The organism is Streptomyces sp. NBC_00091, from assembly GCF_026343185.1.
Taxonomy (GTDB): Bacteria; Actinomycetota; Actinomycetes; order Streptomycetales; family Streptomycetaceae; genus Streptomyces.
Map to the genome: position 1 here is coordinate 179,098 of NZ_JAPEMA010000001.1, position 17,376 is coordinate 196,473.

The 17,376-nt window shown below is 69.4% G+C and carries 16 protein-coding genes; 6 read left to right on the forward strand and 10 right to left on the reverse strand.

Annotation, left to right across the window (positions count from 1 at the left end):
• Positions 1 to 233: 233 nt before the first annotated feature.
• The 6 genes from OOK34_RS00820 to OOK34_RS00845 form a co-directional block, all read right to left on the reverse strand.
• Positions 234 to 1,637, reverse strand: a complete 1,404-nt coding sequence (locus tag OOK34_RS00820) for an 8-oxoguanine deaminase (RefSeq protein WP_267031917.1) — start codon at positions 1,635 to 1,637, stop codon at positions 234 to 236.
• A 190-nt stretch (positions 1,638 to 1,827) separates the two neighbouring features.
• Positions 1,828 to 2,751: a factor-independent urate hydroxylase gene (gene pucL / locus OOK34_RS00825; protein ID WP_254381168.1), complete on the reverse strand. Its 924-nt coding sequence runs from the start codon at positions 2,749 to 2,751 to the stop codon at positions 1,828 to 1,830.
• A gap of 1 nt (position 2,752) precedes the next feature.
• The gene (gene uraH / locus OOK34_RS00830; protein ID WP_267031918.1) at positions 2,753 to 3,160 is read right to left on the reverse strand and encodes a hydroxyisourate hydrolase; all 408 of its coding nucleotides are present in this window, start codon (positions 3,158 to 3,160) and stop codon (positions 2,753 to 2,755) included.
• A gap of 4 nt (positions 3,161 to 3,164) precedes the next feature.
• Positions 3,165 to 3,680 carry a 2-oxo-4-hydroxy-4-carboxy-5-ureidoimidazoline decarboxylase gene (uraD, locus tag OOK34_RS00835; RefSeq protein ID WP_267031919.1) on the reverse strand — a complete coding sequence of 172 codons (516 nt, stop codon included), beginning with the start codon at positions 3,678 to 3,680 and terminating at the stop codon, positions 3,165 to 3,167.
• A 154-nt stretch (positions 3,681 to 3,834) separates the two neighbouring features.
• Positions 3,835 to 4,245 (reverse strand): helix-turn-helix domain-containing protein, encoded by a 411-nt coding sequence (locus tag OOK34_RS00840; RefSeq protein ID WP_267031920.1) that lies wholly within the window; start codon positions 4,243 to 4,245, stop codon positions 3,835 to 3,837.
• Complete coding sequence (locus OOK34_RS00845; RefSeq protein ID WP_267031921.1) at positions 4,242 to 4,493, reverse strand: thiamine-binding protein; 252 nt, start codon at positions 4,491 to 4,493, stop codon at positions 4,242 to 4,244. The genes OOK34_RS00840 and OOK34_RS00845 overlap by 4 nt, the downstream gene beginning before the upstream one ends.
• 125 nt (positions 4,494 to 4,618) lie before the next feature.
• Between OOK34_RS00845 and OOK34_RS00850 the strand changes: the two genes are divergently transcribed.
• The 3 genes from OOK34_RS00850 to OOK34_RS00860 all read left to right on the forward strand — a co-directional run bounded on the left by OOK34_RS00850 (position 4,619) and on the right by OOK34_RS00860 (position 8,129).
• Positions 4,619 to 5,452, forward strand: coding sequence for a TIM barrel protein (locus OOK34_RS00850; protein ID WP_267031922.1), 834 nt, complete (start codon positions 4,619 to 4,621; stop codon positions 5,450 to 5,452).
• 74 nt (positions 5,453 to 5,526) lie between these two features.
• Positions 5,527 to 6,426, forward strand: coding sequence for a 2-hydroxy-3-oxopropionate reductase (locus OOK34_RS00855; protein ID WP_267031923.1), 900 nt, complete (start codon positions 5,527 to 5,529; stop codon positions 6,424 to 6,426).
• A gap of 245 nt (positions 6,427 to 6,671) precedes the next feature.
• Positions 6,672 to 8,129: a catalase gene (locus OOK34_RS00860; RefSeq protein ID WP_267031924.1), complete on the forward strand. Its 1,458-nt coding sequence runs from the start codon at positions 6,672 to 6,674 to the stop codon at positions 8,127 to 8,129.
• Positions 8,130 to 8,560: 431 nt separating this feature from the next.
• Here the strand turns inward: OOK34_RS00860 and OOK34_RS00865 are convergent, their stop codons facing one another.
• Both OOK34_RS00865 and gcl read right to left on the reverse strand, forming a co-directional pair.
• Positions 8,561 to 9,244, reverse strand: coding sequence for an alpha/beta fold hydrolase (locus OOK34_RS00865; protein WP_267031925.1), 684 nt, complete (start codon positions 9,242 to 9,244; stop codon positions 8,561 to 8,563).
• 179 nt (positions 9,245 to 9,423) lie between these two features.
• A complete protein-coding gene (gene gcl, locus OOK34_RS00870; protein ID WP_267031926.1) occupies positions 9,424 to 11,211 on the reverse strand; it encodes a glyoxylate carboligase in 1,788 nt (595 codons plus the stop codon).
• A 268-nt stretch (positions 11,212 to 11,479) separates the two neighbouring features.
• Here gcl and OOK34_RS00875 point away from each other — a divergent pair, with 268 nt between their 5' ends.
• Positions 11,480 to 12,367, forward strand: a complete 888-nt coding sequence (locus OOK34_RS00875) for a hypothetical protein (protein ID WP_267031927.1) — start codon at positions 11,480 to 11,482, stop codon at positions 12,365 to 12,367.
• A gap of 66 nt (positions 12,368 to 12,433) precedes the next feature.
• Complete coding sequence (locus OOK34_RS00880) at positions 12,434 to 12,922, forward strand: glutathione peroxidase (RefSeq protein WP_267031928.1); 489 nt, start codon at positions 12,434 to 12,436, stop codon at positions 12,920 to 12,922.
• Positions 12,923 to 12,961: 39 nt separating this feature from the next.
• On the opposite strand, the gene OOK34_RS00885 is transcribed toward OOK34_RS00880, so the two are convergent.
• A complete protein-coding gene (locus OOK34_RS00885; RefSeq protein ID WP_267031929.1) occupies positions 12,962 to 14,641 on the reverse strand; it encodes an AMP-binding protein in 1,680 nt (559 codons plus the stop codon).
• Positions 14,642 to 14,686: 45 nt separating this feature from the next.
• Complete coding sequence (locus tag OOK34_RS00890) at positions 14,687 to 15,802, reverse strand: winged helix DNA-binding domain-containing protein (protein WP_267031930.1); 1,116 nt, start codon at positions 15,800 to 15,802, stop codon at positions 14,687 to 14,689.
• Between the two features lie 184 nt (positions 15,803 to 15,986).
• Here OOK34_RS00890 and OOK34_RS00895 point away from each other — a divergent pair, with 184 nt between their 5' ends.
• Positions 15,987 to 17,138 (forward strand): magnesium and cobalt transport protein CorA, encoded by a 1,152-nt coding sequence (locus OOK34_RS00895; protein ID WP_267031931.1) that lies wholly within the window; start codon positions 15,987 to 15,989, stop codon positions 17,136 to 17,138.
• The last annotated feature ends 238 nt before the right edge of the window (positions 17,139 to 17,376 follow it).

Consider the following 17,376-nt stretch of genomic DNA (forward strand, 5'->3'; position numbering starts at 1 on the left):
AAAACCGGTTCCACGTGGTGGCGCCAGCCGTGCCGAACCGTGTCGAAGGCTGGGGGTGCCGTGGCAGTGGCGCGAGAAGCGCGCTGTGCTGCGGTGTGGTTGTCACGAGTCACCGCCCCGGGGGCGCCGTCGGATCTCTCCTCGGGCGCTTCCCGGGAACGGCTGCCGCGGACCCCGCTCGGGTCCGCGGCCGCCGGCCGGGGGCCGTCCCCCCCGGCCGGACTCCGTGGGGATCAGGCCTGGGCGGAGATCCGCGCCAGGCGCTGGGCCTCTTCCCGCGTGGACACGGCGATCGCGTCCTCGTCGGCGAAGAGCAGCCGGTTGTTCTCGACGATCTGCTTGCCGTTGACGAACGAGGCCGTCACCGGGGCCGCCGCGCCGAAGACCAGGGCGGTGACCGGGTCGGCGATCGAGGAGTGCAGGAAGGTGCTGATGTTCCACAGCACCAGGTCGGCGCACTTGCCGGCCTCGAGCGAGCCGATGTTGTCGGCGCGGCCGAGGACCTGGGCGCCGCCGTAGGTGCCGAGGCGCAGGGCCTGGCGCGCGTTCAGGGCGCGCTCGCGGTGGACCGGGTTCAGACGGTTGATCAGCAGCGCGTTGCGCAGCTCGGTGTGCAGCTCACCGGACTCGTTGGAGGCGGTGCCGTCCACGCCGAGGCCGACCGGGACGCCGGCGGCCAGCATGTCCGGGACGCGGGCGATGCCGGCGGCCAGACGGGCGTTGGAGGACGGGCAGTGCGCGACACCGGTCTTGGTGCGGGCGAACGCGGCGATGTCCGAGTCGTTCATGTGGACGCTGTGCGCCATCCACACGTCCTCGCCGAGCCAGCCGGTCGACTCGAAGTAGTCGGTCGGGCCCATGCCGAAGAGCTCGTGGCAGAACTTCTCTTCCTCGACGGTCTCGCTGCCGTGCGTGTGCATGCGCACACCCAGGCGGCGGGCCAGCTCGGCGCCCTGCTTCAGCAGCTCGGTGGAGACCGAGAAGGGGGAGCACGGGGCGACGGCGACCTGGGTCATCGCGTCGAAGGAGGCGTCGTGGTACTTCTTCACGGTCGCCTCGGTGTCGGCGAGCGCACCCTCGAGGGTCTCGACCGCGTGGTCCGGCGGCAGGCCGCCGTCCTTCTCGCTGCGGTCCATGGAACCGCGGGCGAGGGTGAAGCGGACGCCCATCTCGGAGGCGGCACGGATGATCGAGCCGGAGAGGTCGCCGGAACCCTTGGGGTACACGTAGTGGTGGTCCATCGCGGTGGTGACACCGCCACGGGCCATCGCGGCGAGGGAGCCCTGCGCGGCCGTGTACGTCATCTGCTCGTCGATGCGCGCCCACGTCGGGTACAGCGCGACGAGCCAGTTGAAGAGGTTGTGGTCGGTGGCCAGGCCACGCGTGATCCACTGGTAGAAGTGGTGGTGCGTGTTGACCAGGCCGGGAGTCACGAGGTGCCCGGTGCCGTCGATGCGGCGGACGACGTTGTCGAGGTTCTCGGGGGCCTTGCCCGCGCCGATGGACTCGATCCTGTTGCCGGCGATGACGATGTGACCCGAGGCGTACTCGGTGTCGTTCGCGTCGACGGTCGCAATCGCACAGTTCTCGATGACGATGCGCTCTACGGCGCTGCCAAGGTCTGCCGATGCTGCCATGGGACTTCCTCGTGCTTTCAGTGGCGGTGCGGGCACGGCAAAACCCAGGGGATTTGAGTGCCGGAGCCGGGGGCCTTGACAGCTGACAGTACTGCCGCCCCGTGCGTTGCGTCCGGGTGCCGATTCAGGAAGTTGAGAGCGTGTCGCCCGTCCCGGGGCCACTGCGGAGCCCCGGGACGCGCGCCCGCGCTTAGAGGTTGGTCATGTCCACGGGGATACGGGCGTCAACGCCGTCGCGGAGGACCGTCGCCTCGATCAGACCGTACGGGCGGTCCGCGGCGAAGTAGACCTCGTTGTCGTTCTTGAGACCGAAGGGCTCGAGGTCGACGAGGAAGTGGTGCTTGTTCGGGAGCGAGAAGCGGACCTCGTCGATCTCCGAACGGTGGTTGATGATGCGCGAACCCATCTGGTACAGGGTCTGCTGGAGCGAGAGGGAGTAGGTCTCCGCGAAGGCCTGGAGCATGTGCTTCCGGGTCTCGGCGTAGGACTTCTCCCAGTTGGGCATCCGCTGGTCGTCGTCCGACCAGCTGAAGCGCCAACGGGCCGACACCTGGGTGGCGAGGATGCGGTCGTACGCTTCCTTCAGGGTCGTGTACTTGTCCTTCACGTAACCCCAGAACTCGGAGTTCGTGGAGTTCATGACGACGAGGTCCTTGAGGCCGGAGATGACCTCCCAGTTCTTGCCGTCGTACGTGATCTGGGTGACCCGGGTCTCGCCGCCGTTGCGGACGAACGAGTGGTTCACCTCGTCGGAGCCGATGAACTTGGAGTTGGCGTCCGAGGTGGCGATCCGGGACCAGGAGTACTCCTCGATCCGGATGCGCGCCTTCTGGATCGGCTCCTGGCTGTTGACGAACCAGCGCGCGAGGTGGATGCCGAACTGCTCGGCGGACTCGATGCCGTACTCCTTGGCGAACGCGTACACCGTGTTCTTGGTGGTGTCCGTCGGCAGGACGTTGGCGTTCGAGCCGGAGTAGTGGACGTCGTCCATGTCGCCGGAGAGGGCGACCGAGACGTTCAGGTCCTTGATGTGGTGGGTGTCGCCGTCCCGCGTGATCTTGACTACGCGGTTCTCTGCTTTGCCGTACTGGTTCTGGCCCAGAATGGTGGCCATGCTAGCTCCCTCGGTAAACGGAGTAGCCGAACGGGTTGAGCAGCAGCGGTACGTGGTAGTGCTCGCCCGGGTTCACCGCGAAGGTGATGGTGACCTCGGGGAAGAACGCACCGCTGTCCCTTACGCGGGGGGCGTCCTGCTGTGCCTCGGCGGCTTGCTTCACTGTGTTGATTTGACGCGTGAAGTACGTCTCGGTCTCGAAGTCGAGACGCACGTGTGTGGTGCCCTCCGGCAGCGCCGGCAGGTCCTTGCAGCGCCCGTCGGCGTCGGTGGCGCTGCCGCCCAGGGCCGCCCACTCGCCGTCGAGGCCCGCGCGGGCCGACAGGGAGATGGCGACGCCCTCGGCGGGGCGGCCGATGCTGGTGTCCAGGATGTGCGTGGACACCGACGCGGTGGTCTCGGTGCTCATGCGGTCACGCTCCTTCTTCGAGTTCGACGAGGCGGGTCAGACGGATCCGGTTGATCTTCACGAGCTCGCCGCGAGCGATCTCTCGCTCCTGCTCCGGCGAGTTCTCGATCCGGACCTTGACCGCGTCCCGCATGAACTCACCGGTCGCACCGGTGGCGCAGATGAGGAAGACGTGGCCGAACTTCTCCTGGTACGCCAGGTTCAGTTCGAGGAGCTCGTTCTTGAGCTCCTCCGAGGCACCGGCCATGCCACGCTGCTCGCGGGCGGAGGTCGGGTCTCCCGGCTTCGGCCGGCCGATCGGCGCGTGGCCTCCCATCGCCTCGCCCAGGTCCTCCGCGGTGAGTTCCGCCATGGCGGACTCGTTGGCGGCGAACAGGGACTCGACGGTGTCGAAGGGGCGCTGGGCGAGCAGCTTGCTCCCCCACGCCGAACTGGCGCACACCTCGTGCAGCTCGGCCGTGGCCGCGCTGTCGTCCAAGGCGTTGAACCGGGTGAGACCCGGGGTCGGACTCGAAGTCACGGTAGGCCTCCGTGGCCTGTTGTTGCTTTGACGGGCTGCGCATAGCTAACGCCCTCGACAACACGGCGTCAACACTTTGTTGAAACTTCCCGTACACAAAAGCCGCCGCCCGGGTGAATTGGGCGGCGGCTCGTCACCATGGGTGAATTGACCCTCACTCTTGGCTGTCCTGCTTGGCCGGCTTGTTCGGCTTGGTCGAAGCGCCGGCCTCTCGGTTCAGGTAGTTGTAAACGGTGAAGCGGCTCACGCCCAGGGCCCCCGCGACCGTTTCCACGCCGTGCCGTACGGAGAAAGCGCCCCGCGCCTCCAGTATGCGTACCACGTCCTGCTTGGATTTCCGGTCGAGCTGGGCCAGGGGCATGCCGTGTCGGCGCTCCAGCGCCGCCAGGATGTGGTCCAGGGAGTCGGAGAGCTGGGGCAGGCGTACGGCCAGCAGGTCCTGACCCTCCCAGGTGAGCACGACGTCGTCGGGCTGCGCCAGGGCGGGATCCATCAGCTCGCCACCCATCGCGTCGACCAGCGGCTTGACCGCGGTGACGAAGGGGTGGTCGCGGGGCTCGGTCATTCGGTGCCCTCCCCGATCACATTGACCTGGAGCGAGACACGCGTCGCCCCGGCCTCCAGCGAGTCGCGCAGCAGCGCGGCCACGGCGGTCAGCACCCGGTCCGACTCGCCCTCGGCGGTGTTGCCGAACGGGCCGACGTCCACCGCGTCCAGCTGCGCCTTCTGGATGACCTCGCGGGCGGCCACGGCGTGGGCGGGGGCCTCTTCGAGGTCGAAGGGCTCGGTCGTGAACTCAACTCTCAATCGCACGTCGCCAAGCTACCCGGCGGTCGGTGATTTTCGGCAGTCCGCACTTGACAGCCGCGCGAACCTCCATGCAGTCTTCCATCAAGCAGAAAATAACTTCCGCAATACGGAAGGAGCGCACACCCCTCATGGGATACTCGGACCAGCGCTTCGATGTGAACCTCTCGATCCTCTTCACGGAACTCCCGCTTCTGGAGCGTCCCGCGGCTGCCGCCGCGGCGGGCTTCACGGCGGTCGAGCTGTGGTGGCCCTGGATCGAAACCCCCACCCCCGCTCAGGATGAGCTCGACGCCCTCAAGAAGGCTCTTGAGGACGCCGGCACTCAGCTGGTGGGCCTGAACTTCTACGCCGGCCAGCTGCCGGGCCCGGACCGCGGTGCGGTGTCGGTTCCCGGTGAGGAGTCGGACCGCTTCCGCGCCAACATCAACGTGGCCGCGGACTTCGCGGCCTCGGTCGGCTGCAAGGCGCTCAACGCCCTGTACGGCAACCGCGTCGAAGGCGTGGACCCGGCCGTCCAGGACGAGCTGGCCCTGGAGAACCTGGTCGTCGCGGCCCAGGCCGCGGACCGGGTGGGTGCGATCCTCCTGATCGAGACCCTCAACAAGCCCGAGTCGCCGCTCTACCCCCTGGTGAGCGCCCCGGCCGGCATCGAGGTAGTGGACAAGGTCAACGAGGCCACCGGCCTCGGGAACGCCAAGTTCCTGCTCGACCTGTACCACCTGGCGATGAACGATGAGGACCTCTCCGAGGTCATCGAAAAGTACGCCGCCAAGACCGGCCACGTCCAGATCGCGGACAAGCCGGGACGCGGTGCCCCCGGCACCGGCGAGCTGCCTCTCGAGGCGCTCCTGGACCAGCTGAAGAAGGCCGGATACGAGGGCTGGGTCGGCCTCGAGTACAAGGCGGCCGACGCCGCCGCGTCCTTCGCATGGCTGCCTGCCGAGGCCCGCGCCGCCAAGTAGGCGGACAAAGTCCAGGCGATCAGCCAGGCACCTCACGCACTTTTCGTACAAAGCATTAAGAGAAGGACCTCATCATGAGCAACCCCGCTGCGCTCCCGTCGATTGCCTGGATCGGGCTCGGAATCATGGGCTCCCCCATGTCCGAGAACCTGCTGAAGGCCGGCTACTCGGTCACCGGCTTCACCCTGGAGCAGGACAAGCTGGAGCGCCTGGCCGCCGCCGGCGGTACCTCGGCCGGCTCGATCGCCGAGGCCGTCAAGGACGCCGACGTCATCATCACGATGGTGCCCGCCTCCCCGCAGGTCGAGGCCATCAACTACGGCCCCGCCGGCATCCTGGAGAACGCCAAGTCGGGCGCGCTGATCATCGACATGTCGTCGATCACCCCGCAGACCTCGGTCGACCTCGCGAAGAACGCCGCCGAGAAGGGCATCCGCGTCATCGACGCCCCGGTGTCCGGCGGCGAGGCCGGCGCCATCGAGGCCGTCCTGTCGATCATGGTGGGTGGCGAGCAGGCCGACTTCGACGAGGCCCTGCCGATCCTCGAGACCCTCGGCAAGGTCATCGTCCTGTGCGGTCCGCACGGCTCCGGCCAGACGGTGAAGGCCGCCAACCAGCTCATCGTCGCGGTGAACATCCAGGCGTGCGCCGAGGCCGTCGTCTTCCTCGAGAAGTCGGGCGTGAACCTCGAGGCCGCTCTGGACGTCCTCAACGGCGGTCTGGCCGGCTCCACGGTCCTGACCCGCAAGAAGGCCAACTTCCTGAACCGCGACTTCAAGCCCGGTTTCCGGATCGACCTGCACCACAAGGACATGGGCATCGTCACCGACGCCGCCCGCAACGTCGGTGCCGCCCTGCCCGTCGGCGCGGTCGTCGCCCAGCTGGTCGCCTCGCTGCGCGCCCAGGGTGACGGTGGCCTGGACCACTCCGCGCTGCTCCGCGCGGTCGAGCGCCTCTCCGGCTCTCAGGTCTGATCGGGCCGATCCCCCGGCGGCCCGCTCCCCCGGGCCGCCCCTCCCCCTCACGGGGGCCTGAGTTTCCGGATGGTGCCGGTGCTGACACCTGTCCTGTCGCGCCCAAGTGCCGGCACCGTCCGGATCACCTCTCCTCTCTCTTTTCTTTTCAACAAACTGTTGACGCCGCGTTCACGCCGAAATTAGGCTGTTCCGCATGACGGAAGACGCTTTCCGTCAGCAGTTGCCCCGTACGGAAGGTCACCATGTCGAAGCGCACGCTGACGACCGAGTCTGGCGCCCCGGTCGCCGACAACCAGAACTCCGCTACCGCCGGCGTCGGTGGCCCGCTCCTGGTCCAGGACCAGCAGCTCCTTGAGAAGCTCGCCCGCTTCAACCGCGAGCGCATCCCGGAGCGCGTGGTGCACGCCCGCGGCTCCGCCGCGTACGGCTACTTCGAGGTGACCGACGACGTCACCGCGTACACCAGCGCGGCGTTCCTGAACACGGTCGGCAAGAAGACCGAGACCTTCCTGCGGTTCTCCACCGTCGCCGACTCCCTCGGTGGCGCGGACGCGGTCCGCGACCCCCGCGGCTTCGCGCTGAAGTTCTACACCGAAGAGGGCAACTACGACCTCGTCGGCAACAACACCCCGGTGTTCTTCATCAAGGACCCGATCAAGTTCCCCGACTTCATCCACTCCCAGAAGCGCGACCCCTTCACGGGCAAGCAGGAGCCGGACAACGTCTGGGACTTCTGGGCGCACGCCCCCGAGGCGACGCACCAGATCACCTGGCTGATGGGTGACCGCGGCATCCCCGCGTCCTACCGCCACATGAACGGCTACGGCTCCCACACGTACCAGTGGACGAACGAGCAGGGCGAGGCCTTCTTCGTCAAGTACCACTTCAAGACGAACCAGGGCATCCGTTGCCTGTCGGGCGAGCAGGCCGCCGAGCTCGTCGGCTCGGACGCCAACTCGCACCAGACCGACCTGCTCCAGGCCATCGAGCGCGGTGTGAACCCCTCGTGGACCCTGTACGTGCAGATCATGCCCGCCGCCGAGGCCGCGGACTACCGCTTCAACCCGTTCGACCTCACCAAGGTGTGGCCGCACAGCGACTACCCGCTGCAGCGCGTGGGCCGTCTGGTCCTCGACCGCAACCCGGACAACGTCTTCGCCGAGGTCGAGCAGTCCGCCTTCTCCCCGAACAACTTCGTCCCGGGCATCACCGCCTCGCCGGACAAGATGCTCCAGGGCCGTCTCTTCGCGTACGCCGACGCCCAGCGCTACCGCCTCGGTGTGAACCACACCCTGCTGCCGGTCAACGCCCCGAAGGCGACGAAGGCCGAGAACTACGGCCGCGACGGTGTCATGGCGCTGCGCAACGGCTCGCGCCACGACAAGAACTACGAGCCGAACTCGTACCAGGGCCCGGCCGAGACCGGCATAGCCCTGGGCGCCCCGAAGGCCGTCTCCGGCTACACGGGCACCCACGAGGCCCCGGCCCACACCAAGGACGACGACTTCTTCCAGGCCGGTGAGCTCTACCGCCTGATGTCCGAGGACGCGAAGCAGCGTCTGGTGGCGAACATCGCCGGCGGCCTGTCTCAGGTCACCCTCGAGGACGTCATCGAGAAGAACCTGGCTCACTTCCACGCCGCGGACGCCGAGTACGGCCGCCGCGTCGAGGAGGCCGTCCGCGCCCTGCGCGACGCCTGAGCCGCACAGACGTACCGGGGGCCTGACGGGAGGTCAGGCCCCGGGTACTAGCCCGAGCTGCTTACCCGGATGAGGGGTGGTACGCGGTGAGGGCAGGACGAGGACCGTGGCGGGCGTGCGAGCCAGTGCGGTGGTAATGGGTTCCGAGGCCCGTCTCTTGACCTGAGGGAGACGATGCCGGAGTTCTCGTCGCCGACCGCCACGGTCCCAGCCACTCCTCTATGTACAGGGGCCACGCACAGAGTCCCCTGTACATGAGGAGACCTCCGAATATTCCGAATATGAGGAGACCTCCGACTCCGCCCGGCGGTGCGAACGTCCTGTCGCGCCAGCCTCGCTCCGTCGGGCGGGTACAACCAGAGCGCCGAGTCACGGACGGTCCCGTGACTCGGCGCTTTGTCGTGTCCGGGGACAGCTGGACGCAACGGGCCCTAGACCGATCGGGCGGCCTTGCGGATGAGGTCCAGAACGGCCTCGGGCCGGGACAGCATCGGAACGTGGGCGGAGTCGACCTCGGCGACGGTGGCGCCCATGCGGTGGGCGGCGAACCGCTGGAGCTCGGGGTTGACGGCGTGGTCCCGCGTGGTGACGAGGAACCAGCTGGGCTTGGACCTCCAGGCCGGCTCGTCGACCGTGGCCCCCAGGACCTCGGCGCGCGGGGCGCCCTGGGTCGCCCACACCAGCCGCTGCTCCTCCTCGGGCAGGTCCCCGCAGAAGTCGGAGATGCCGTCACGGGAGATCCAGATCCGCCCGTCCTCGGTGTCCAGGTGGGAGAAGAGCGGCGGCGCGTCGAACTTGCCGATCAGCTCCTGCGGGGTCTCACCGGCGTCCGGGCCCAGGGCCGCGATGTAGACGAGCCCGGCGACGCGTTCGTCCGTACCGGCGGCGGTGATGACGTACCCGCCCCACGAGTGCCCGACGAGGACGGCCGGGCCGCCGACCCGCGCGAGCGCGCGGTGGACGGCGTCGACGTCTCCTTCCAGGGAGTCCAGGCTGTTCTGCGCCGACACGACCTCGTGACCCTCGCTCTGGAGGGTGGGGATCAGCTTGCTGTAGCAGGAGCCGTCGGCCCACAGGCCGTGGGCGAAGACGATGCTCGGCTTGTTCGGCGACATCTGCGTGTTCCTCCACTGGGTGGCTCGGACCACGGCTCCACAGGGGCCGCGGCCACTCGGCACCTCAGAGTCCACACCAGTACCCGGCGCGCCGCATCTCGGCCGTCACCCCTGCAACGCGGAACGGCCCCCGCTCCTCCTTTTCAGGAGGGGCGGGGGCCGTTTGCGTACGGAGGTGATCAGACCTTGAGGGCCTTGATCGCGGTCGGGGCGTGGCCCGGCTCGGTCGCGAGCTCTTCGAACTCGGTGACGTCGCTCATGTCGACCGTCTTGCTCATCGCGATGTTGGTGATGCGCTCCAGGATGGCCTCGACGACGACCGGGACCTGGAACTCCTGCGCCAGCTTCTTGGCCTCCTCGAAGGCCTCGCCCAGCTTGTCCGGGTCGGTGACGCGGATGGCCTTGACGCCCAGGCCTTCGGCGACCTTGACGTGGTCGACGCCGTAGACGCCGATCTCCGGGGTGTTGATGTTCTCGAACTCGAGGTTGACCTCGAAGTTGATGCCCAGGCCGCCCTGCGCCTGGCGGATCAGACCCAGGTAGGCGTTGTTCACGAGGACGTGGACGTAGGGGACCTTGTGCTGGGCGGCGACCGCCAGCTCCTCGATCATGAACTGGAAGTCGTAGTCGCCGGAGATCGCGACGATCGGGGTCTCCGGCTCCGCGGTGGCGGCACCGATGGCGGCCGGGATGGTCCAGCCGAGCGGGCCGGCCTGGCCGCAGTTGATCCAGTGGCGCGGCTTGTAGACGTGCAGGAACTGCGCGGCCGCGATCTGGGAGAGACCGATGGTGGTGACGTAGCGGGTCTCCGGGCCGAAGGCCTTGTTCATCTCCTCGTAGACGCGCTGCGGCTTCAGGGGGATGTTGTCGAAGTGCGTACGGCGCTGCAGGGTCGCCTTGCGCTCCTGCGCGGACTCGGTCCACGCGGAGAAGTCCGGCAGCTTGCCCGCGGCCTTGAGCTCCTTGGCGACCTCGATGAAGAGCTCCAGCGCGACCTTGGCGTCGGAGGCGATGCCGAAGTCCGGGGCGAAGATCTTGCCGAGCTGGGTGGGCTCGATGTCGACGTGGACGAACTTGCGGCCCTTGGTGTAGGCGTCCAGGTTGTAACCGGTGTGACGGTTGGCCCAGCGGTTGCCGATGCCCAGGACGAGGTCCGACTCCAGGAACGTCGCGTTGCCGTAGCGGTGCGCGGTCTGGACACCGACCATGCCGGCGGCCAGCTCGTGGTCGTCCGGGATGACGCCCCAGCCCATCAGGGTGGAGATGACCGGGACGTTGATCAGCTCGGCGAACTCGACCAGCAGGTCGGAGGCGTCGGCGTTGATGATGCCGCCACCGGCGACGATCAGCGGGCGCTCGGACTCCAGCAGGAACTGGATGGCCTTCTCGGCCTGGGCGCGGCTGGCCTGCGGCTTGTAGACCGGCAGCGGCGTGTAGGTCGCCGGGTCGAACTCGATCTCGGTCAGCTGGACGTCGATCGGCAGGTCGATCAGGACCGGGCCGGGACGGCCGGAGCGCATCAGGTGGAAGGCCTGCTGGAAGACGCCGGGGACCTGGGCGGCCTCGAGGACCGTGGTGGCGGCCTTGGTGACGGGCTTGGCGATCGAGGCGATGTCGACGGCCTGGAAGTCCTCCTTGTGGAGCTTCGAGACCGGCGCCTGACCGGTGATGCAGAGGATCGGGATCGAGTCCGCGATCGCGGAGTACAGGCCGGTGATCATGTCGGTGCCGGCCGGGCCCGAGGTGCCGATGCAGACACCGATGTTGCCCGCCTTGGCCCGCGTGTAGCCCTCGGCCATGTGCGAGGCGCCCTCGACGTGACGGGCGAGCGTGTGGCTGATGCCGCCCACGTTCTTGAGCTCGCGGTAGAAGGGGTTGATCGCAGCACCGGGCACGCCGAACGCTTGTTCGACACCCTCGAGCTTGAGGATCTCAACTGCAGCTGCGGCGGCTGTCATACGAGGCATCAGGTTCTCCTGCGGGTCTGGCGGTCAGACTTTTCCGTCATCCGGAATTATTGTTCTGCTATACGGAACAAGCTAAGCCCGCGACTTCCCGCACGTCAAGGCGGTGCGAGACCCCGGAAGCCACCAAAAGGCGCATCTCGTTCGGCGAGTTGCACAAAAGGCCGGGTCTTCGGCCGGATTCGGCGGGATTCCGTCGGCTCGCTCGCCCGGGCGGTCGCCGGTGGTGGAGCATGGACCCACGCACAGCGACTGAGGGGGTCCAGGTCTCATGGCGGAAGCGGTACCGGTGCGCTGTCCCTCGTGCCGGCACGAGAACGGCTACACCGTCCCGGTCTATCCCTGCGCCTGCGGGAGCCCGGTCGCGCCACCCCTGGACCTGGCGGCGCCACCCGTCCCACTGACGCACCGCAACTGGTCGGACGCCTGGGTGACGGTGCGCTGCGGGGCCTGCGGGCGGGAGAGCGAGTGGCCGCACCCCGAGGTGGGCTGCGCCTCCTGCGGGCTGGTCGTACGGGTGTCCGTGCATCCCCCGGGGCCGCCCGGGCCCGCGGCGGGCGCGGGCTCAGGCACGGACACGGCTGCGGACATGGGAGCGGGCGCGCGGGACGGCGTACGGGCGGACGTAGGGGAGGACCTACGGGCGGACCTGCGGGACGGGGCGCGGGAGGGCGTACGGGAGGACCCGCCGCGGGCCGATCCGGCGGCGGGCGCTCCGGCCGCGCCCGGGCAGACCGCGGGCCCGGGCGGCACCGCCCGGCCCCCGCTGCCGCGGCCGGCCTTCCGGCCCGTGACCATCCGTACCGCCCGGGACGCGGTGGTGACGGCCGCGCTGTACCTGCGCTGGCTCGGCTTCCAGGACGTCCGCCAGCCCGACGGGGTGCCGGTGCCCTCGGCGGCGGTGGACCTGCGGGCCCCGGGCGTGGTGGCGCAGGTGGACCCGACCACGGCGCCGGCCGGGCTGCGGGCGGTGGAGTGCGTGTGGCTGAACGGCCTGACGGCCTCGGCGACCAGCGTCTACTTCTCCCTGGCGGGGTACACGGAGGAGGCCCGGGGGCGGGCGGACGAGCTGGGGATACCGCTGTTCGTCATGGACCTCACGGGCATGCCGCAGCCGGTCAACGACCCGGCGGACGAGCTGGTGGGGAAGGGGGCCTAGGCTCAGGGGGTTGTTGATATGCGCATGAACATCAGCCCTGTGCCCCTGCCTGCCGAGGAGAGCCCGATGAGCCTGTACGACATCCCGCTGACCACCCTGGACGACGAGCCCACCAGCCTGGCGGCCCACCGCGGCAAGGCCATCCTGCTGGTGAACACCGCTTCGCAGTGCGGGCTCACCCCCCAGTACTCGGGGCTGGCGCGGCTGCAGTTCAAGTACGAGGAGAAGGGCTTCACCGTCGTCGGTGTGCCCTGCAACCAGTTCGGCGGCCAGGAGCCGGGCACCGCGGAGGACATCCAGACCTTCTGCGCGGCCGGTTTCGGGGTGACCTTCCCGATGCTGGAGAAGTCCGAGGTGAACGGCGAGAACCGGCACCCGCTGTACCAGGAGCTGGTGAAGACCCCGGACGCCGAGGGTGACGCGGGGGACATCCAGTGGAACTTCGAGAAGTTCCTGATCTCCCCCGCCGGCGAGGTCGTGGCGCGCTTCCGCCCGCGCACCGAGCCCGAGGCCCCCGAGGTCATCGCCGCGATCGAGGCGCAGCTGCCCGCGTAGGGGCCGTACGCCTGCCCGTACGCCTGCCCGTACGCCCGCTCAGTGCAGGTCGGCCTCGTCGTACTCCCCCGCCGAGCCGGCCGCGGTGAGCTCCCTCAGCTCGACCCGGCGGATCTTGCCGGAGACGGTCTTGGGGAGCTCGGCGAACTCGATGCGGCGGATCCGCTTGTACGGGGAGAGGACCGCCCGGGAGTGCTCGAACAGCGCCCGGGCGGTCTCCTTCCCGGGCTCCCAGCCGGCCGCGAGGGTGATGTAGGCCTTCGGCACGGCGAGCCGCAGCTCGTCCGGGGCCGGGACGACGGCCGCCTCGGCCACGGCCGCGTGCTCCAGGAGGGCGCTCTCCAGCTCGAAGGGGCTGATCTTGTAGTCGGAGGCCTTGAAGACGTCGTCGGCCCGGCCCACGTAGGTGAGGTACCCGTCGGCGTCGCGGGAGGCGATGTCCCCGGTGCGGTAGAGCCCGTCGGCCATGGCCTCGGCGGTGCGCTCGGGGTCGTCCCGGTAGCCGGTCATCACCCCGGCGGGGGCCGGGCGCAGGTCCACGCACAGCTCGCCCTCGTCGGGGGACTCCTTGCCGGTCAGGGCGTCCAGGAGCACGATCTCGTAGCCGGGCGCGGGGCGGCCCATGGAGCCGGGCTTGACGGGGGTGCCGGGGAAGTTGCCCACCTGGAGGGTGGTCTCGGTCTGGCCGAAACCGTCGCGGATGGTGACGCCCCAGGCCTCCCGGACCCGCTCGATGACCTCGGGGTTGAGCGGTTCGCCCGCGGCGACGGCCTCGCGCGGCGGGTTGGCGAGCCTGGTGAGGTCGGACTGGATCAGCATCCGCCACACGGTGGGCGGGGCGCAGAAGGTGGTCACGCCGTGCCGGTCCATCTCGCCCATCAGCCGCTCGGCGTCGAAGCGGGTGTAGTTGTGGACGAAGACGGTCGCGCCGGCGTTCCAGGGGGCGAAGAGGTTGGACCAGGCGTGCTTGGCCCAGCCCGGCGAGGCGATGTTGAGGTGGACGTCCCCGGGGCGCAGCCCGAGCCAGTACATGGTGGAGAGGTGCCCGATCGGGTACGAGGCGTGCGTGTGCTCGACCAGCTTGGGGCGGGCGGTGGTGCCCGAGGTGAAGTACAGCATCAGGGGGTCGGTGGCGAGGGTGGTCCCGTCCGGGGTGAAGTTCCCGTCGGCTCCGTACATGTCCTCCAGCCGCCGCCATCCGGTCGGGACCTCGGCCCCGGCGGCGATCCGGGTGTAGGTGCCGGGCACCTCGTCGAACTTCGCGGTGTCCTCGGCCCGCGCGATGACGTGGCGTACGTGGCCGCGGTCGACCCGGTCGCGCAGGTCCGCGGGGCCGAGCAGCGGGGTGGCGGGGATGACGACGGCACGCAGCTTCATCGCGCCGAGCATCACCTCCCACAGCTCGCGCTGGTTGCCGAGCATGACCAGGATCCGGTCGCCGGCGGCGACGCCCTGGGCGCGGAGCCAGTTGGCCGCGGAGCCCGACCGCACGCTCATCTCGCCGAAGGAGACCGCCCGGCTGGTGCCGTCCTCCTCCACGATGCGCAGGGCGTCGGCGCCGTTCCCGTCCGCGATGTGGTCGAACCAGTCGAGGGCCCAGTTGAAGCGCTCGGGGCGGGGCCAGGTGAATCCGGCGTGGGCGGCGTCGTACGTCCCGCGGTGTGCGAGCAGGAAGTCCCGCGCGGCCTGGAAGGTCTCGGTGGCGCTGTTCTCCGTCATGACAGGCATCGTGCCGCGCCGGGCGGGCGCTCCACCAGGGCGGCGTCAGCCGTGGATTGACCCGAAGCGCACGGATCCGGGCGCGCCGCCCATCCCGGCGAGCAACGCCTGGCCCTCGGCGACGATCTCGTCCTTCCGGTCGGAGGAATGCGCCCCGAAGAGCTCCACGACAAGCCCCCGACCGCCGCCGTCGCCATCGCCGTCATCCATCTTCCACAGCCCGGCGAGGAACCCGTCGACGAGCAGGGTGCAGTGGGCCTGGTTGCCGGTCCAGGTGCGGCCCTTGATCCCGGGGGCCATCACGCGGGAGCGGTCGGCGTGCGAGAGCAGCAGGTTGTCGAACTCGGGGAGGAAGCGGGGCGGCGCGGGGGTGTCGGGGTCGGGCCGGGGCGCGTCGGGCAGGTCGAACAGCTCGACGCCGTTCTCGTCCCGGAAGGTGAGAAGGCGCGGGCGCAGCCGCTCGAAGGCCTCGCGCAGGCGGGTGAGCCCGGCCCAGGTCTGCATGTCCTTGACGGAAGCGGGGCCGAAGGCGCCGAGGTAGCGCAGCACCACGTCGTCGACCTGCTGGGCCTGCCCGGCGGGCTCCCCCAGCCACCGCTCGACGGTGGTCAGCCGTACCTGGCCGCTGCGGCCCCACACCCCGCGCGGGGTGACCTGCACGAGCGGGAGCAGGCAGCGCGCGGCTACGGACAGCGACTGCGGGTCGGCGCCGGGCCACTCCTGGAGCAGCTCCTCGCGGATCTCCCCCATGGTGCGGGGCTCGGCCTCGACGAAGGCGCGGGCGCGGGCGGCGAGCCGGTCGAGGTCGACTCCTGTCAGCCCCTTCCGGAAGTAGTTCACCTCCCGGTCCCGGGCGGCCTGGACGAGCGGGCGCAGGGTGAGGGCATCGTGGGCGGTGTGGGTGTGGATGGTGGAGCGCATGGTGACCATCCGGACCACCTTCCGGTCCTCCATGAGCTGCGCCAGCTCGGCGGGCCGGAAGCCGGCGAGCCGGGCGTGGAGCTGGAAGTACGGGGGCTTCACGTTCTGGGCCTGGAGGCCGAGGAGGTGCGCGACGGCGTCCTGCGCGGACATCTCGGCGCGGCTCAGCAGCAGCTGGCGGGCGAGCGTGGCACGGTTCAGTGCGCGGGTGTCGAGTACGGAATTCGTCCTGGAGGCCATGACAGCAACCTAACCCCCCTTGCGGACACCTCCTGTCCTCAACCACCCCGCTTCCCCCCTCCCCACCCCCACCCAATCCCCCTATATCCTGCATAACCACCACCCACCCACGCCTCACCCACCCACTCCCCACCCACCCACCCACCCCACCCCCAAACGCACGTTCGACCGGAAGCTGAATGCGATGTCGGAGCGCTCAGACCGCCGCCCCTCCCCGTCCGCGAGGCGCTCGGGGTGGCTCCGCCCGTCCGGCCCCGGTGGCACTCCCCCGGGCACCCCCCGCTCGCCGGCGCCCAGCCCGACTCCGCCGAATCACCACAGCGTGATCGACTCCGCCGTCTACCGCGACGGCCGCCGCATCGCCTCCCCCACCACCCTCGCCGACACCTTCCGGCAGCTGCGCGAACAGCCCGACGGCATGGCCTGGATCGGCCTCCACCGCCCGACGGAACCCGAACTGCACTCCCTCGCCGCCGAGTTCAACCTCCACCCGCTCTCGATCGAGGACGCCCTGGAGGCCCACCAGCGCCCCAAGCTGGAGCGCTACGGCGACACCCTCTTCGTGGTCCTGCGCGCGGCCCGCTACCTGGACGCCCAGGAGGAGGTCGACTTCGGCGAACTCCACATCTTCGTCGGCCCCGACTTCCTGATCACGGTCCGCCACGGCGCCGCCCCCGACCTCTCCGCCGTCCGGCGCCGCATGGAGGAGACCCCGGACCTCCTCTCCCTCGGCCCGGAGGCCGTCCTGTACGCGATCCTCGACGCGGTGGTGGACGGCTACGCCCCGGTCGTGGCGGGCGTCCAGACCGACATGGACGAGATCGAGACAGAGGTCTTCCGCGGCGACCCCGAGGTGTCCCGCCGCATCTACGAACTCTCTCGCGAAATGGTCGAGTTCCAGCGCGCCACCCGCCCCCTGATCGGCATGCTCCACGGCCTGATGGCCGGCTTCGCCAAGTACGGCACGGACGAGGAACTCCAGCGCTACCTCCGCGACGTGGCCGACCACGTCACGCACACCAGCGAACGCGTCGACGGCTTCCGCCAGGCCCTCACCGACATCCTCACGGTCAACGCCACCCTGGTCTCCCAGCAACAGAACGCCGAAATGCGCGCCTTGGCCGAAGCCGGCTTCGAACAGAACGAGGAGATCAAGAAGATCTCCTCCTGGGCGGCCATCCTCTTCGCCCCCACCCTGGTCGGCACCATCTACGGCATGAACTTCGACACCATGCCGGAGCTGCGGTGGGCAGCCGGCTACCCCTTCGCAATCCTGCTGATGGCGGTCGTCTGCGTCAGCCTGTACATCATCTTCAAGAAGCGCGACTGGCTGTAGACCACACATCAGAACCGTTGATCAACTGAGCTCCCGCGAACGTCCGAAAGTAGCCTGCAGGGCCCCCTGGGGAGAATCCGCAGCCCGCGCGTGCCGGACACTCCCCCGCACCTTGGGACTGGCCCTCCCGTACCGCCGACCACCTTCGACTGCACGCGGTTGCGGAGGGTAACGACTGCGGGTGGCACAGCATCTGCTGTGCCACCCGCTGTCGCGACCAGGTCTGTCCTGTCTCCCC

What these genes read in the sequence shown, in the direction of transcription:
- OOK34_RS00890 (WP_267031930.1), bottom strand. Translation starts at nt 15,802, where the DNA reads ATGGCCTCCAGGACGAATTCCGTACTCGACACCCGCGCACTGAACCGT.
- OOK34_RS00895 (WP_267031931.1), top strand. Translation starts at nt 15,987, where the DNA reads ATGTCGGAGCGCTCAGACCGCCGCCCCTCCCCGTCCGCGAGGCGCTCG.
- OOK34_RS00850 (WP_267031922.1), top strand. Translation starts at nt 4,619, where the DNA reads ATGGGATACTCGGACCAGCGCTTCGATGTGAACCTCTCGATCCTCTTC.
- OOK34_RS00880 (WP_267031928.1), top strand. Translation starts at nt 12,434, where the DNA reads ATGAGCCTGTACGACATCCCGCTGACCACCCTGGACGACGAGCCCACC.
- OOK34_RS00855 (WP_267031923.1), top strand. Translation starts at nt 5,527, where the DNA reads ATGAGCAACCCCGCTGCGCTCCCGTCGATTGCCTGGATCGGGCTCGGA.
- OOK34_RS00840 (WP_267031920.1), bottom strand. Translation starts at nt 4,245, where the DNA reads ATGACCGAGCCCCGCGACCACCCCTTCGTCACCGCGGTCAAGCCGCTG.
- OOK34_RS00820 (WP_267031917.1), bottom strand. Translation starts at nt 1,637, where the DNA reads ATGGCAGCATCGGCAGACCTTGGCAGCGCCGTAGAGCGCATCGTCATC.
- OOK34_RS00865 (WP_267031925.1), bottom strand. Translation starts at nt 9,244, where the DNA reads ATGTCGCCGAACAAGCCGAGCATCGTCTTCGCCCACGGCCTGTGGGCC.
- pucL (WP_254381168.1), bottom strand. Translation starts at nt 2,751, where the DNA reads ATGGCCACCATTCTGGGCCAGAACCAGTACGGCAAAGCAGAGAACCGC.
- OOK34_RS00885 (WP_267031929.1), bottom strand. Translation starts at nt 14,641, where the DNA reads ATGACGGAGAACAGCGCCACCGAGACCTTCCAGGCCGCGCGGGACTTC.
- gcl (WP_267031926.1), bottom strand. Translation starts at nt 11,211, where the DNA reads ATGCCTCGTATGACAGCCGCCGCAGCTGCAGTTGAGATCCTCAAGCTC.
- OOK34_RS00860 (WP_267031924.1), top strand. Translation starts at nt 6,672, where the DNA reads ATGTCGAAGCGCACGCTGACGACCGAGTCTGGCGCCCCGGTCGCCGAC.
- uraH (WP_267031918.1), bottom strand. Translation starts at nt 3,160, where the DNA reads ATGAGCACCGAGACCACCGCGTCGGTGTCCACGCACATCCTGGACACC.
- OOK34_RS00875 (WP_267031927.1), top strand. Translation starts at nt 11,480, where the DNA reads ATGGCGGAAGCGGTACCGGTGCGCTGTCCCTCGTGCCGGCACGAGAAC.